The sequence below is a fragment of the Thermus sp. CCB_US3_UF1 genome, from assembly GCF_000236585.1.
Lineage (GTDB): Bacteria > Deinococcota > Deinococci > Deinococcales > Thermaceae > Thermus.
This window is the reverse complement of the sequence record NC_017278.1, coordinates 1,814,808-1,828,345: the sequence shown is the minus strand read 5'-3', so window position 1 is coordinate 1,828,345 and position 13,538 is coordinate 1,814,808. Positions and strand designations below refer to the sequence as shown.

13 protein-coding genes are annotated in these 13,538 nt (G+C 70.1%); 4 read left to right on the top strand and 9 right to left on the bottom strand.

The genetic code is table 11. The features are described from left to right. Positions 1–44: 44 nt before the first annotated feature. Genes TCCBUS3UF1_RS09065 through dnaK form a run of 4 tightly spaced genes read right to left on the bottom strand, consistent with a single transcriptional unit; the run spans position 45 to position 3,519 of the window. On the bottom strand, positions 45–281 hold the full coding sequence (locus TCCBUS3UF1_RS09065; RefSeq protein WP_014516210.1) for a chaperone modulator CbpM: 237 nt from the start codon (positions 279–281) through the stop codon (positions 45–47). Beyond that, positions 268–1,101: a DnaJ C-terminal domain-containing protein gene (locus TCCBUS3UF1_RS09060; RefSeq protein ID WP_014516209.1), complete on the bottom strand. Its 834-nt coding sequence runs from the start codon at positions 1,099–1,101 to the stop codon at positions 268–270. Before TCCBUS3UF1_RS09060 ends, TCCBUS3UF1_RS09065 begins: the two co-directional genes overlap by 14 nt. A 3-nt stretch (positions 1,102–1,104) precedes the next feature. Continuing rightward, on the bottom strand, positions 1,105–1,650 hold the full coding sequence (gprE, locus tag TCCBUS3UF1_RS09055; RefSeq protein WP_014516208.1) for a nucleotide exchange factor GrpE: 546 nt from the start codon (positions 1,648–1,650) through the stop codon (positions 1,105–1,107). A gap of 27 nt (positions 1,651–1,677) precedes the next feature. Continuing rightward, positions 1,678–3,519 (bottom strand): molecular chaperone DnaK, encoded by a 1,842-nt coding sequence (gene dnaK, locus TCCBUS3UF1_RS09050; protein ID WP_041433863.1) that lies wholly within the window; start codon positions 3,517–3,519, stop codon positions 1,678–1,680. Positions 3,520–3,643: 124 nt separating this feature from the next. On the opposite strand from dnaK, the gene ftsH reads away from it, so the two are divergent. Next, positions 3,644–5,518 (top strand): ATP-dependent zinc metalloprotease FtsH, encoded by a 1,875-nt coding sequence (ftsH, locus tag TCCBUS3UF1_RS09045; RefSeq protein WP_014516206.1) that lies wholly within the window; start codon positions 3,644–3,646, stop codon positions 5,516–5,518. A gap of 44 nt (positions 5,519–5,562) precedes the next feature. Here the strand turns inward: ftsH and TCCBUS3UF1_RS09040 are convergent, their stop codons facing one another. The 4 genes from TCCBUS3UF1_RS09040 to TCCBUS3UF1_RS09025 all read right to left on the bottom strand — a co-directional run bounded on the left by TCCBUS3UF1_RS09040 (position 5,563) and on the right by TCCBUS3UF1_RS09025 (position 8,173). Then, positions 5,563–5,856, bottom strand: a complete 294-nt coding sequence (locus tag TCCBUS3UF1_RS09040; protein WP_041433862.1) for an HU family DNA-binding protein — start codon at positions 5,854–5,856, stop codon at positions 5,563–5,565. 123 nt (positions 5,857–5,979) lie between these two features. Continuing rightward, positions 5,980–6,615, bottom strand: coding sequence for a 1-acyl-sn-glycerol-3-phosphate acyltransferase (locus tag TCCBUS3UF1_RS09035; RefSeq protein WP_014516203.1), 636 nt, complete (start codon positions 6,613–6,615; stop codon positions 5,980–5,982). Positions 6,616–6,620: 5 nt separating this feature from the next. Continuing rightward, positions 6,621–7,301, bottom strand: a complete 681-nt coding sequence (locus TCCBUS3UF1_RS09030) for an endonuclease V (protein ID WP_014516202.1) — start codon at positions 7,299–7,301, stop codon at positions 6,621–6,623. Further along, entirely contained in the window at positions 7,301–8,173 is an 873-nt protein-coding gene (locus TCCBUS3UF1_RS09025) for an SIS domain-containing protein (RefSeq protein ID WP_014516201.1), read from the bottom strand. The genes TCCBUS3UF1_RS09030 and TCCBUS3UF1_RS09025 overlap by 1 nt, the downstream gene beginning before the upstream one ends. Positions 8,174–8,192: 19 nt before the next feature. Here TCCBUS3UF1_RS09025 and TCCBUS3UF1_RS09020 point away from each other — a divergent pair, with 19 nt between their 5' ends. Then, positions 8,193–8,954: a class I mannose-6-phosphate isomerase gene (locus tag TCCBUS3UF1_RS09020; RefSeq protein ID WP_041434030.1), complete on the top strand. Its 762-nt coding sequence runs from the start codon at positions 8,193–8,195 to the stop codon at positions 8,952–8,954. On the opposite strand, the gene TCCBUS3UF1_RS09015 is transcribed toward TCCBUS3UF1_RS09020, so the two are convergent. Continuing rightward, on the bottom strand, positions 8,935–11,553 hold the full coding sequence (locus tag TCCBUS3UF1_RS09015; protein ID WP_014516199.1) for a transcriptional regulator: 2,619 nt from the start codon (positions 11,551–11,553) through the stop codon (positions 8,935–8,937). The genes TCCBUS3UF1_RS09020 and TCCBUS3UF1_RS09015 overlap by 20 nt on opposite strands. Positions 11,554–11,640: 87 nt before the next feature. Between TCCBUS3UF1_RS09015 and aroA the strand changes: the two genes are divergently transcribed. Further along, positions 11,641–12,930 (top strand): 3-phosphoshikimate 1-carboxyvinyltransferase, encoded by a 1,290-nt coding sequence (aroA, locus tag TCCBUS3UF1_RS09010; RefSeq protein ID WP_014516198.1) that lies wholly within the window; start codon positions 11,641–11,643, stop codon positions 12,928–12,930. Further along, complete coding sequence (gene cmk, locus TCCBUS3UF1_RS09005; protein WP_041433861.1) at positions 12,915–13,538, top strand: (d)CMP kinase; 624 nt, start codon at positions 12,915–12,917, stop codon at positions 13,536–13,538. Before aroA ends, cmk begins: the two co-directional genes overlap by 16 nt.

Below are 13,538 nucleotides of genomic sequence, written 5' to 3'. Positions count from 1 at the left end.
GCTTCCTTTTAGATAGTAAGGAAAAGCCGGGGGGATGGTCCTCCCTAGCGTCCCTCGAGGATCTCCACCACCAGGGCGGCCCCGATCAGGTTGGCCCCCAGGTCCCGCCGGATCCGCTCCGCCTTGGCCATGCGCTTAAGGTCCTCCTCCCGGAAGTACCAGGTGCCCGCCACCTCCAAGGGCTCCACGAAGCCGATCTCCACGTAGGCCCGCACCGCGCCCAAGGAGAGGCCGTAGGCCTCCAGGACCTCCAGGGAACGCCACGGACTAGGCACGAGCATGGTAGACCTCCGCCAACTTCCGCCAAAGGGCCTCCTCCTCCGGGGTCAGGTGCTCGGGGATGGTGAGCCGCACCGTCAGGTACAGGTCCCCCCGCCCTCCGGGTCCGGGGAAGCCCTTGCCCTTGAGCCGGAGCTTCCGCCCGGCCTGGGTCCTGGGAGGGATGGTGACCTCTACCGGCCCCTCCAGGGTGGGGGCCCGCACCTTGCCCCCCACCACGGCCAGGGGGGCGGGCACGTCCAGGGTGGCGTGGAGGTCCTGCCCCTCGAGGCGGAAAACGGGATGGGGGAGGAGGCGCACCCGAAGGAGAAGGTCCCCCGGGGGCTCCCCGGGCCCCCCCATGCCCGCAAGGCGCAGGGTGCCCCCCTCCTGGACCCCGGGGGGGATGCGCACCCGGACCCGCCTTCCTCCCACCTCCAGCTCCTTTTCCCCGCCGAAGAAGGCCTCCTCCAGGGTGAGGGGAAGCTCGGCCCGCAGGTCCCGGCCCCGCCTTGGCCTCCGCCCCATGCCCCCGAAGAGGCCGCCGCCGAAGAGCTCCTGGAAGAAGTCGGAGAAGTCCTCCACCTCAAACCCGGAGAAGTCGTAGCCTCCCGGGGGCGGGGGAGGGGGCGGGGTGGCGGTGCCGTAGGCGTCGTAGAGCTTGCGCTTCTCCGGGTCGGAGAGGACGGCGTAGGCCTCGTTGATCTCCTTGAACCGTTCCTCGGCCTCGGGGCTTTTGTTGACGTCAGGATGGTACTGGCGGGCCAGGCGCTTGTAGGCCCTTTTGATCTCCTCCTGGGAGGCGTTTTTGGGCACCCCGAGGATGGCGTAGTAGTCCTTCATGGCCTATTCCAGCCCTTGGTCTTCGAGGTCCTTGGCCTCGCCCACCGCCACCCGGGCCGGGCGCACCAAGGCCTCCCCCAGGCGGAAGCCCCGCTGGAAGACCCGGGCCACCTTGCCCGGTTCCCCCGGGAGGAGGCCGATGGCCTCGTGCCAGCGGGGGTCAAAGGCCTCCCCTTCCCCCGGCACCTCCTCCACCCCAAGCCCGGCCAGGATGCGGAAGAAGCCCTCCCGCACCGCCCTCACCCCCTGGAGGATGCTCTCGGGGTTGGCGTGGGCGAAGTCCAGGGCCCTTTCCAGATCGTCCAGGACGGGGAGGAGGGCCCTCAGGGCCTTCAGGACCCCTTCCCGCTCCCGGGACCTGAGCTCCTCCTCCATGCGCTTGCGGTAGTTGTCAAAGTCGGCCAGGAGCCTCAGGTACCGGTCCTTGAGGCCCTTGAGCTCGTCCTCCGCCGCCTTGAGCCGCTCTTCCAGGGCCAGGGTCTCCTGGGCCACCGCCTGGAGATCGGCCTCCACCTGGGCTTCGGGAGCGGGTTCGCGCTCCTTTTCCATGGTCCCTCCGGGAAGGGGTGGCCCCCGCTACTCCGCCGGCTTGTAGTCGGCGTCGATCACGTCGCCCTTGCCCGGGCCCGCAGCCTGGGCCTTCTCGTAAGCCTCCACCGCCTTGAGGAGCTCCTCGGTGGCCGCTTTCAGCTCGGCGTCGGGGGCGTCCCGCTCCACCAGCTCCTTGGCCTTTTGGACCGCGGCCTCGAGGCGGGCCTTGGCCTCGGGGGAGCCGGGCTTTTCGGAAAGGACCCTTTCTGCCTGGATGCGGGCCGAGTCCAGGGTGTTCTTGAGCTCCGCGTGCTCCTTGCGGCGGCGGTCCTCCTCCGCGTGGCGCTTGGCCTCCTCGATCATCCGCTGGATCTCCTCCTCGGAGAGGGTGGTGGTGTTCTGGATGGTGATGGAGGCTTCCTTGCCCGTGGACTTCTCCTTGGCGGTCACGTGGAGGATGCCGTTGGCGTCAATGTCAAAGCAGACCTCAATCTGCGGCACCCCGGCGGGCATGGGAGGGATGCCTTCCAGGCGGAAGCGGCCAAGGCTCTTGTTGTCTTGGGCCATGGGCCGCTCCCCTTGGAGGACGTGGACCTCCACCGCGGTCTGGTTGTGCTCGGCGGTGGTGAAGATCTCGCACTTGCGGGTGGGGATGGTGGTATTCCGGGGGATGAGCACGGTCATCACCCCACCCTTGGTCTCCACGCCCAGGGAAAGGGGGGTGACGTCCAGCAGGACCACGTCCCGCACCTCGCCCATGAGCACCCCCGCCTGGATGGCGGCCCCCATGGCCACCACCTCGTCGGGGTTCACCGAGCGGTTGGGCTCCTTGCCCAAAAGCTCCTTCACCACCCGCTGGACCGCCGGCACCCGGGTGGCCCCGCCCACCAGGATCACCTCATCGATCTGGGCCGGGGAGAGGCCGGCGTCCTTCAGGGCCTGCTCCACCGGGCCCCGGAGGCGCTTCAGGAGGGGTTCAATGAGCTCCTCAAACTTGGCCCGGGTGAGCTTCTTCTCCAGGTGCAGGGGGGTCTTGCTGGCCGGGTCCAGGGCGATGAAGGGCAGGCTTAGGGTGGTCTCAAAGGTACTGGAGAGCTCAATCTTGGCCTTTTCCGCCGCCTCAATGAGGCGCTGCAGGGCCTGGCGGTCGGCCTTGAGGTCCACCCCGTACTCCCTCTTGAACTCCTCGGCCAGCCAGTTCACGATGGCGTGGTCCATGTCGCTTCCGCCCAGGTGGGTGTCCCCCGAGGTGGCCTTCACCTCAAAGACCCCCTCGCCGATCTCCAGGATGGTGACGTCAAAGGTCCCGCCCCCCAGGTCAAAGACCAGGACGGTCTCGTTCCCCTTCTTGTCCAGGCCGTAGGCCAGGGCGGCGGCGGTGGGCTCGTTGATGATGCGCAGGACCTCGAGGCCTGCGATCCGCCCCGCGTTGGCCGTGGCCTCCCGCTGGGCGTTGTTGAAGTAGGCGGGCACGGTGATTACCGCCTTGGTGATCCGCTCCCCCAGCTTCTTGCTGGCGTCCTCCACCAGCTTGCGGAGGACCATGGCGCTGATCTCCTCGGGGGTGTAGAGCTTGCCCTTCACCTCCACCCGCACGCCGCCGTCGGGGCCGGGAACCACCTTGTAGGGAACCCGCTTGGCCTCCTCCTGCACCTCCTCCCAGCGGCGGCCAATGAAGCGCTTGATCTCAAAGATCGTCCCCTCGGGGTTCAAGACCGCCTGGCGCTTGGCCATGCGGCCCACCAGGGTTTCCCCCTCGCGGAAGGCCACCACGCTGGGGGTAACCCGCTCCCCCTCGGCGTTTTCCAACACTACGGGCTTCCCGCCCTCCATGACGGCGATCACGCTGTTGGTGGTGCCCAGGTCAATGCCCACTGCCTTGGCCATACCTCACCTCTCTCCCTGAGCATAAGGCTCCCTATATCTTTGCGTCAAGAGAGTTGAGCAAGGTTATGTCATGGTGGCCTGGGCTACCCCGAACCCCCTCCCGGCGTGTACCCTAGGGAAAGACATGTCCCGGCTTCCCTTGAACTTTTTGGTCTTCGTCCTGGGCTTGCTGCTTCTGGCCTGGGCCTTCAGCCTGGCGGGCACCACGGGAAACCCTAGCGGTGCGGTGAACTACACCACCTTCCTCGAGGACCTGCAGGCCGGGCGGGTGAAGGAGGTGGTGGTCCGGGCCGGGGACACCCGGATCCAAGGGACCTTGGCCGACGGCTCCACCTTTACCACCTACGCCGCCAGCCCCCCGGACAACGCCACCCTGGAGGCCTGGACCAAGCGGGGGGTGAGCGTGCGGGTGGAGCCTCCCCAGGGGCAGAGCCCCCTGGCCTTCCTCTGGCCCCTCCTCCTGGTGGGCCTCCTCGTGGGCGCCCTCTTCTACTTCTCCCGCAGCGGGAGGGCTGGGCCTTCCGATTCCGCCTTCAGCTTCACCAAGAGCCGGGCCAAGGTGCTCACCGAGGCCCCCAAGGTCACTTTCAAGGACGTGGCCGGAGCCGAGGAGGCCAAGGAGGAGTTGAAGGAGATCGTGGAGTTTCTGAAAAACCCCTCCCGCTTCCACGAGATGGGGGCCCGCATCCCCAAGGGGGTCCTCCTGGTGGGGCCCCCGGGGGTGGGGAAGACCCACATCGCCCGCGCGGTGGCCGGGGAGGCCAAGGTGCCCTTCATCACCGCCTCCGGGTCCGATTTCGTGGAGATGTTCGTAGGAGTGGGGGCGGCCCGGGTGCGGGACCTCTTCGAAACCGCCAAGCGCCATGCCCCCTGCATCGTCTTCATAGACGAGATCGACGCCGTGGGCCGTAGGCGCGGCGGGGGCGTGGGCGGGGGGAACGACGAGCGGGAGCAGACCCTGAACCAGCTCCTGGTGGAGATGGACGGGTTTGAGAAGGACTCCACCATCATCGTCATGGCCGCCACCAACCGCCCCGACGTCCTGGACCCGGCCCTCCTCCGCCCCGGGCGGTTTGACCGCCAGGTAGCCATCGACGCCCCCGACGTCAAGGGCCGGGAGCAGATCCTGAGGATCCATGCCCGGGGGAAACCCCTGGCCGAGGACGTGGACCTGGCCCTCCTGGCCAAGCGCACCCCGGGGTTTGTAGGGGCGGACCTGGAAAACCTCCTCAACGAGGCCGCCCTCCTGGCGGCCCGGGAGGGGCGGAAGAAGATCACCATGAAGGACCTGGAGGAGGCCGCGGACCGGGTGATGATGGGCCCGGCCAAGAAGAGCCTGGTCCTCACCCCCCGGGACCGCCAGATCACCGCCTACCACGAGGCCGGGCATGCCCTGGCCGCCCACTTCCTGGAGCACGCCGACGGGGTGCACAAGGTGACCATCGTCCCCCGGGGCCGGGCCCTGGGCTTCATGATGCCCCGGCGGGAGGACATGCTCCACTGGACCAGGAACCGCCTCCTGGACCAGATCGCCGTGGCCCTGGCGGGGAGGGCGGCGGAGGAACTGGTCTTTGAGGACGTGACCACGGGGGCGGAGAACGACTTCCGCCAGGCCACGGAGCTGGCCCGGCGCATGATCACCGAGTGGGGCATGCACCCCGAGTTCGGCCCCGTGGCCTACGCCCTGCGGGAGGACACCTACCTGGGGGGGTACGACGTCCGCCAGTACTCCGAGGAAACCGCCAAGCGCATCGACGAGGCGGTGCGCCGCCTCATTGAGGAGCAGTATGGCCGGGTGCGGGCCCTTCTGGAGGCCAAGCGGGAGATCCTGGAGCGGGTGGCGGAAACCCTTTTGGAGCGGGAAACCCTCACCGCCGAGGAGTTCCAGAAGGTGGTGGAGGGCCTGCCCCTGGAGGAGGAGGCCAAGGAGCGGGAGGAGAGGGAGGCCCCCCGGGTGGTGCCCAAGATCAAGCCGGGGGGGGCCCTGGGCGGGGTGTAAGGATAGGCCCGGGGGGCTAAAGCCCCCCGGGGGAAGGGAATAGCCTACTTCTTGACCTGCTCCTTGAGGGCCTTGCCCGGCTTGAAGGCGGGGTACTGGGTGGCGGGGATCTTGATCTTCTCCTTGGTGCCGGGCTTCACGCCGGTGCGGGCCTTGCGCTTGCGCACCTCAAAGGTGCCGAAGCCGGTGAGCTGGACCTTGTTGCCCCCGGCCAGGGCCTCCTCCACCTTGCCCAGGAAGGCGTCCACCACCGCCTTGACGTCCTTCTTCTTGAGGTTGGTGGCCGCCGCCACCTGGTCCACCAGATCCGCTTTTGTGACCGTTTTCTTTGCTGCCATTCTCTACCTCCTTTCCTCTTTTCCCTTCCGGACGGACTATATCACCGCAAGAGGGCTTTAGGCAATACCCGGAGGCTTTTCTATACTTGTCAATAGCAATATGTGATAACGGAAGCATTGGCTCTAGCGGTACTCCGGGGGGAGAAGTTCCCGTACCCTGGCCTCTATTTCCCGGGTGAGGTTTTCCAGCTCCTGGTGCGAGATCCTGCCCGCCTTTGGAACGGGGATGGGTTGGCCGTAGACCACCCGGATGGGGCGGCGCAGGCGAAAAAGCTTTTTCCCCACGGGCCAGGCCTTGTCCGAGCCTATCACGGCCACGGGGACCACGGGGCTTCCCGTGCGCAGGGCGATGGCGGCTACGCCGGTTTTGAAGGGCTGGAGTTTACCGGTGCGGCTCCGGGTGCCCTCGGGGAAGATGCCGAAGGCCATGCCCCGCTCCAGGGCGCGGATGGCGCTTTTGACGGCGGAGAGGTCGCTCTGCCCCCGCTCCACGGGGATGGCGTAGAGCCGCGGCAGGAGCCAGGAGAGGAAGGGCAGGCGGAAGACATCGGCCCGGGCCAGGAAGCTCACGGGGCGGCGCACCCCGGCGCCGATGGCGATGGGGTCCAGGATGGAGAGGTGGTTGGCGGCCAGGATGACGGGGCCCTGGGGGGGGAGGTTTTCCGCGCCCTCCGCCCGGTAGCCGAAAAGGGTGTGGAGGAGAAACCGGGCCAGGTACCAAGCGGCCCGGTACACGGGGTTTGGCCGGTGGGCGTCCACGGGCCTCAGTCTAAGGCGGCTAAGGCCTTTCCCGCCTCCAGGTGGGCCAGGCGCAGGGGTTCGGGCAGGCGGAAGCGGGTGGGAAGGCGCCGCACCAAGGCCAAGGCCTCCTCCAGCCCCACCCGGTGCCCAGGGGAGACGTAAAGGGGCTTGACCCCGGTGCGGCTGCGGTAGGCGTAGCCCAGGGGCCGGCCCTCCGGGGAGAGGAGGCGGACGGCCTGCCCCGCTTCCTGGGGGAGGGGGGCTTCCGGGCGGCCAAAGAGGAGGCTCTTGGCCACCCCGAGGCTAGGGAGGTCCAGGTGCACCCCCAGGTGGCTGGCGATGCCCAGGCCCCGGGGATGGGCGATGCCCTGCCCGTCCACCAGGAGGACCTCCGGGGCTTCGGGGAGGGCCCTCAGGGCCTCCAGGTAGGCGGGGGCCTCGCGGAAGGAGAGGAAGCCCGGGATGTAGGGGAAGAGGGCCTCCTCGGGCACCAGGCCTCGGCCCAGGCCAAGGGGACCCTTTTCCAGGTGGTAGAGCACCGCCACCGCCACCAGGGGCTTGCCCCGCTTGTGGGCGGCGTCCAGGGCTGCCAGGAGCCGCACCCCTTCCAGGCTTCCTTCCAGGATCACCCGTTGCGCCAAGGCCTCCTGCAGGGCCCGGGCCGCCTCGAGGCTCTCGGGCCGGGGAAAGGGCGGGATCTCCATCAGGTGACCTGGCGCAGGCGCTCCAGCACCTCGGGGTCCGAGGGGTCGGCGGCGTAGAGGAGGGCCAGGTAGTAAGCGGTCCAGGCCAGGCGGTACCAGAGGGCCAGGGCCTGGGCCAGGCGGCTCCCTGGGGGCAGGGGGACCTCCACGAGGGCGTCCACCCGGGTTTCCAGGATCTCCTTGGCCAGGCTCACCGCCTCCCCTCCGCCCAGGAGGACGGCGGCCAAGGGGTCCCCCTGCTCGTGTCGGGCCTCCAGGGCGGTGAGGAAGAACTCCAGGGCGCTATGGGGCGGGGTGAGGGAGAGGCTTTTGCCCATGCGGGCGAAGAGGCTTTGCGCCGCGCCTTCCAGGGGGCGGAAGAAGGGGGCGTAAAAGACGGGAAGCCTTTCCAGAAGGGTGTAGGCCAGGAACTTGGCGGGGTTTTCCTCCAGGGGCACTTCGGGGGTGAGGCGGCGCCGCTCGGCCAGGAGGGCCTCGTCGGCTTCCTTCAAGGCCCCTTCCTGCCCCGTGGCCAGGAGGAGGAAGCGCAGGTAGCGGTAGGGGTTCAAGGGGCTTGGGGGGAGGTGGACCTCGGCCCCTTCGCGGAAGCCCACCCGCACCACCCGCACCCGCCCCGACTCGGCCAAAACTTCCATGGCCGCCGCTTCCCCCAGGTCGTACCCCCCTTCCAAGAGGAAGAGGGTTCCCTCCTCCGTCCAGTCGGGGAGGCCGGAAAGCTGGGCGGCGAAGTGGCCTTCCCCATAGGCCAGGACCCCATGGGGGCCCGGGTAGGCCTCGAGGGGTACGGGCCCCGAGCCCACCAGGTCCCTGAGCTCCAGGGCCAGGCCCCGGCGGTCGGCCAGATAGGTTTCCTCCCGGTCCAGGTCGCGCATACCCCTTATGCTAACCCTCGTGCGCCGCCTTGCGCCCAGACCCGTGGAGCGGCCCTGGGGGGGGAGCGGCCTGGGCTTTGGGCCGGGGGTGGGGGAGGTGTGGCTGGCGGAGGCCCCCCTTCTGGTCAAGCTGCTGGACCCCGCCGCCTGGCTTTCGGTCCAGGTCCACCCGCCCCACGCCTACGCCCTGAGGGTGGAGGGCAAGCCGGGCAAGCATGAGGCCTGGTACGTCCTGGCCCCGGGGGAGATCGTCTACGGCTTTGCCCGTCCGGTGGGTGCGGAGGAGGTGCGAAGGCGGGCCCTGGAGGGAAGCCTGGGGGAGGTGTTGCACCGGGTGCGGGTGGTTCCCGGCCAGGTGGTCTACCTGCCCGCGGGGACCGTCCACGCCCTGGGCCCGGGGGTGCGGGTCTACGAGGTCCAGACCCCCTCGGACCTCACCTACCGCCTCTACGATTACGGCCGCCCCCGGGAGCTGCACCTGGAAAAGGCCCTGGAGGTGGCCCGCCTCGAGCCCACCCCCCTCCTGGGGGCCACCCCGGAGCCCGTGGAAGGGGGGGAGAGGCTTCTTTCCACCCCCTTCTTCCACCTCTACCGCTACCCTTTGCGGGGGAGGCTTTCCCTACGCTCCGAGCTACCCCTCCTCCTCACCCTCCTGGAGGGGGAGGCCAGGTTAGGGGAGGAGGTCCTCCACCCCCCCGCCACCCTTCTCCTGGAGCCAGGGGAGGGGGTGGAGCTTAGGGGGGAGGGCCTCCTCCTTGGGGCTAGCCCCCCAGCTCCTTGAGGAGGGCCTCGAGGCGAAGGGGAAGGCCTTCCCCTAGCTCCTCCCGGAACCGCCTTTGGTAAGCCTGCAAAAGCCTCCGCCCCCGGCCCCGCTGCCCCCGGGCGAGGCAGGCCTCCACGAGGGGAAAGAGGGCTTCCTCGTCCAAGGGGTCCAGTTCCAGTAGACGCTCCAGAAAGCGCTCCTCCCCCCGGGCCAGAAACAGGCCCCGCACCCGGTGGTAGACCTCCTCCCGCTTCCGGTCCACCAGGGGGTGGTCCAGCCCAGGGAAGAGGGGTTCCTGGTAGAGGGCCAGGACCCTCTCCGCCTCCCCCCTGGCCAGGGCTTCCTCCAGGGCGTGGAGGTCGGCCTCTACCCGTTCAAGCCCCTCCTCCCCCAGGTAGGTGGGGACCCCCCAGGGTTCCAGGAGCTTCCGCAGGCGGTTGAGCCAGACATAGAGGTTGTTCAGGGCCCCCTCCTCGGGGAGGTCCGGCCAGAGGGCGAAGGCGGCCTCCTCCCGGGGAAGCCCCAGGAGGAGGAGGGCGAAGAGCTCCTTGGCCTTGCCCTTGAGCCCCACGGGCCCCAAGGGGCTCTCCACCCGGAACCGGCCCAGGACCTGGACCCGCAAGGGGGGGATCTCCCCGAGGCGCAGGGCGATGGCCTCCTTCCAGCCGGAGGTGAGGACCTCCCCTAGGGGGTAGGCCTGGGCCAGCTCGGGCCGCCCTCGGGGGAGGAGGTCCAGGGGGATGAGGCCGGGCAGGACCCGGGCTCCGGCGTCGGTGAGGCCTAGGAGGGCTTCCAGGTCGGCCTCTTCCCGCAGGAGGCGGTAGCGGGCCGCGTGCCAAAGGAGCCTATCCTCCAGCCCCTCGGGCCTTGGGGGAAGGAGGCCGGGTTCGCCTAGGAGCTGGGCCCGGACGAGGCGGGGGAGGAACTCCCCTAGCCCTTCCAGGGGCCTGGGGTCCCCCGTGGCCTCGGCCAGGAGGGCCCGCCCCTTTTCCGCCAGCTCCCGGGCCTCCCAAAGCTCCGCCTGGGCCACCAGCCGGGCCAGCCCTTGGGCGTCCCCTTCCAGGTGGGCCAGGAGCATGCGGGCCTCCAGGGCCACCAGGGGGTTCCCCGGGGTTTCCCCGGCCTGCCTGAGGCATGCCCGGGCCCGTTCCCGCTCCCCCAGGAGCCGGTACAGGGCCCCCAGGTCCCGCAGGTGGGACGTCAGGTTGTAAAGGCGCAAGGCCGGGGCCGAGGAGGCCACGAGCCCCTCCAGGACCGCCACCCGTTCCAGGAGGGCCCCTTGGAGCTCCAGGCGCAGGAGGCTCAGGTTCGCCAAGGGGGCTTCCCGGTAGGGGCTTTCCGGGGGGAGGCGCCTTAGGGCTTCTTCCAGGAGGGCCAAGGCCTCCTCGGGCCGGCCCTCGGCAAAGGGCACCCGGGCGGCGTCGTTGAGGAAGCGGCCCGCCAGCTCGGGGGATACCCCCTCCAGAAGCCCCAGGCCCCGCTCCAGGTAAGCCCGGGCCCGGGGCAGGTCTTGGCCCAGGAGGGGTTCGGCCAGGTAAAAGGCCAGGTGGCCGCAGGCCGTGAGGGCTATGGGGGCTTCCTCCCCCTCGGCCAGGGGTTCCAGGAGGGCTAGGCCCTCCTTTTCCCCGCAGGCCAGGAGGGCCTCCCCCAGGCGGAGCCGGGCCCTGGGGCCCCCTTGGCGCAGGAGGTGGCCCCAGGCCTTGAGGCGCTCCGGGGGCAGGTGGAGGGGGATGGGTCGCTCCAGGAGCTCCAGCAGGTCTTGGAAAAGCCCTGCCCCCCAGTAGGCCTCGGCGAGAAGCTCGGGGGGAAGCCTTTCCGCTGCCCGGCGCACCGCCTCTTGCACCTCGAGGGGAAGGCTCTTTTGCGCCATCTCCCGCAAAAGCCCGTGGAGGCGGAAGCCCTCGGGGCCCTTGCGGAGGAGGCCTTTGCGGAAAAGCCCTTCCGTGGCCAAGGTGGCCGCCTCCGGGGGCAGGTGGGGCAGGGCAGCCAGAAGGAGCCCTTCTTGAAACTCTTCCGGGGAGAGGCTTTCCCGCAGGCCCCGGAGGAGGGCCTCGGGCCTAGGGGGCTCCCCGGTGAGGGCGGAGAGAAAGAGGGGGAGGGGCCAGCCCCCCGTGGCCTGGTGGGCCTCCGCCCAGCCCTCCTTCCCGGCAAAGAGGGCTTGGGCCTCCTCGGGGGTGAAGGCCAGCTCCTGGGCCCCCAGGCGCACCAGGCGTCCCTCGGAGAGGAGCTTGGCCAGTTCGGGGTGGGGAAGGGGTTTGCGGCTCGCCAGGACCAGGAGGCAGGGCAGGGTGCGCAGAAGGGGGGAGAGGTCCTCCTCCCCCGTAAGGTCCTCCAGGACCACCAGGGTGGGCTCCTGGCCCAAGGCCTCCACCAGGGCCGCCCAGGGCGCCTCCCGGGGCAGGCCCAGGGCCTGGGCCAAAAGGGCCTTGGGCTTGCCCAGGAGGGCGCTGGCCCAGAGGGTGCGCCACCCCAGGCGGGCCGCCAGCTGCCCCGCGAGGACGCTCTTGCCAAAGCCCGCCGGGGCCTCGAGGAGGAGGACGAAGCCCACCTCCTCGGGCAGGAGGGACAAAAGACGCTCCCGCTCCAGGTAGACCGGGCTTGGCCAGGCCAGGGCCATCCTTGCCCTCCATTCTAGAAAGCCAGTCCCACCCTTCCAAGCCTCTGGCCTTGACCAAAGCCCATGCCGCCCCCGACACTAGGGGGCATGGACCGGGCCCACCTGGACCTTTCCCCCTGCGGCCCCCTGAGGGGGGCTTTGCGGGTCCCCGGGGACAAGTCCGTGACCCACCGGGGCCTCATGCTCCTCTCCCTGGCGGAGGGCGAGGGGAGGCTTCTCCACCCCTTGAAGGCCGGGGATACCCTCTCCACCGCCCGGGCCCTGCGGGCCCTGGGGGCGGGGATTGAGGAGGAAGGCCCCCATTTCCGCGTGCGGGGGCAGGGGCTTCGCCTGAAGGAGCCCGAGGACGTGCTGGACTGCGGTAACGCCGGGACCCTCATGCGCCTCCTCCTGGGCCTTTTGGCAGGGCAGGAGGGGGTTTTTGCCGTGCTGACGGGGGATGCCTCCCTGCGCCGCCGCCCCATGGGCCGGGTGGTGGAGCCCTTGCGGCGGATGGGGGCCCGGATCGAGGGGCGGGAAGGCGGGGGGCGGGCCCCCTTGGCGGTCCGGGGCGCGCCCCTGGTGGGCCTCCGCTACACCCTGCCCGTCCCCAGCGCCCAGGTGAAAAGCGCCCTCCTTCTGGCCGGGCTTTTCGCCCAAGGGGTTACAGAGGTGGAGGAGCCCATCCCCACCCGGGACCACACGGAAAGGCTTTTCCGCCACTTTGGCCTGCCCTTGGAGGTGGAGGGGGGCCGGATCCGCACGCAAAGGACCGCCCCCTTTCCCGCCCGCGACCTCCTGGTGCCGGGGGATTTCTCCTCGGCGGCCTTCTTCCTGGTGGCTGCGCTTCTGGTGCCGGGCTCGGAGGTGGTGGTGGAGGGGGTGGGGCTGAACCCCACCCGGACGGGCCTCCTCGAGGTCCTAAGGGCCATGGGGGCGGACCTGGCCTGGCAGGTGCTGGAAGGGGAGGGGGGGGAGCCCGTGGGCTGGGTGCGGGCCCGGTATGGCCCCTTGCAGGGGGTTGCCGTGGACCCCGGCCTCATCCCCTGGATGGTGGACGAGGTGCCCATCCTGGCCGCCGCCGCCGCCTGGGCGCAAGGGGAGACCTTCATCCCGGGCTTAGCGGAGCTGCGGGTGAAGGAATCGGACCGGGTGGCCGCCATTGCCCACAACCTCCGCGCCCTGGGGGTGGAGGTGGAGGAGGGTCCGGACTGGCTGCGCATCCGGGGAGGCGGGGTGCGGCCGGGGGAGGTGGAGCCCTTCCACGACCACCGCATCGCCATGGCCTTCGCCGTGGCCGGGCTGCCCGTGGGGGTTAGGGTCTGGGAGCCGGGGTGGGCGGAGATCTCCTACCCCGGTTTCTTCCGCGACCTGCTTGGGCTATGCGGGGGATCGTGACCATTGACGGGCCCTCGGCCTCCGGGAAGAGCTCCGTGGCTCAGCGGGTGGCCAAGGCCCTAGGGGTGCCCTACCTCTCCAGCGGCCTCCTCTACCGGGCGGCGGCCCTTCTGGCCCTTCGTGCCGGGGTGGACCTGGGGGATGAGGAAGCCCTCCTTCCCCTTTTGCAGGCCTCCCGGGTGCGCCTTCTGCCCGGGGAGGAGAACCGGGTTCTGGCCGGTGAGGAGGATCTTACCCCCCACCTCCACACCCCGGAGGTGGACCGGGTGGTCTCCCAGGTGGCCCGCCACCCGGGGGTGCGGTCCTGGGTAAACGCCCGCCTCAAGGAGGTGCCTCCCCCCTTCGTGGCCGAGGGGCGGGACATGGGCCGGGCGGTTTTCCCCGAGGCCCCCCACAAGTTCTACCTGACGGCAAGCCCGGAGGTCCGTGCCCGGCGGCGGGCCAAGGAGCGGCCCCAGGACTACGAGGAGGTCCTCCGTGACCTCCTGCGCCGGGACCGCCTGGACCAGGCGCAAACCCAGCCCGCCCCCGGGGCTTTGGTCCTGGACACCAGCGCCATGACCCTGGAAGAGGTGGTGGCCTGGATCCTGGGCCATCTTCAGGACTAG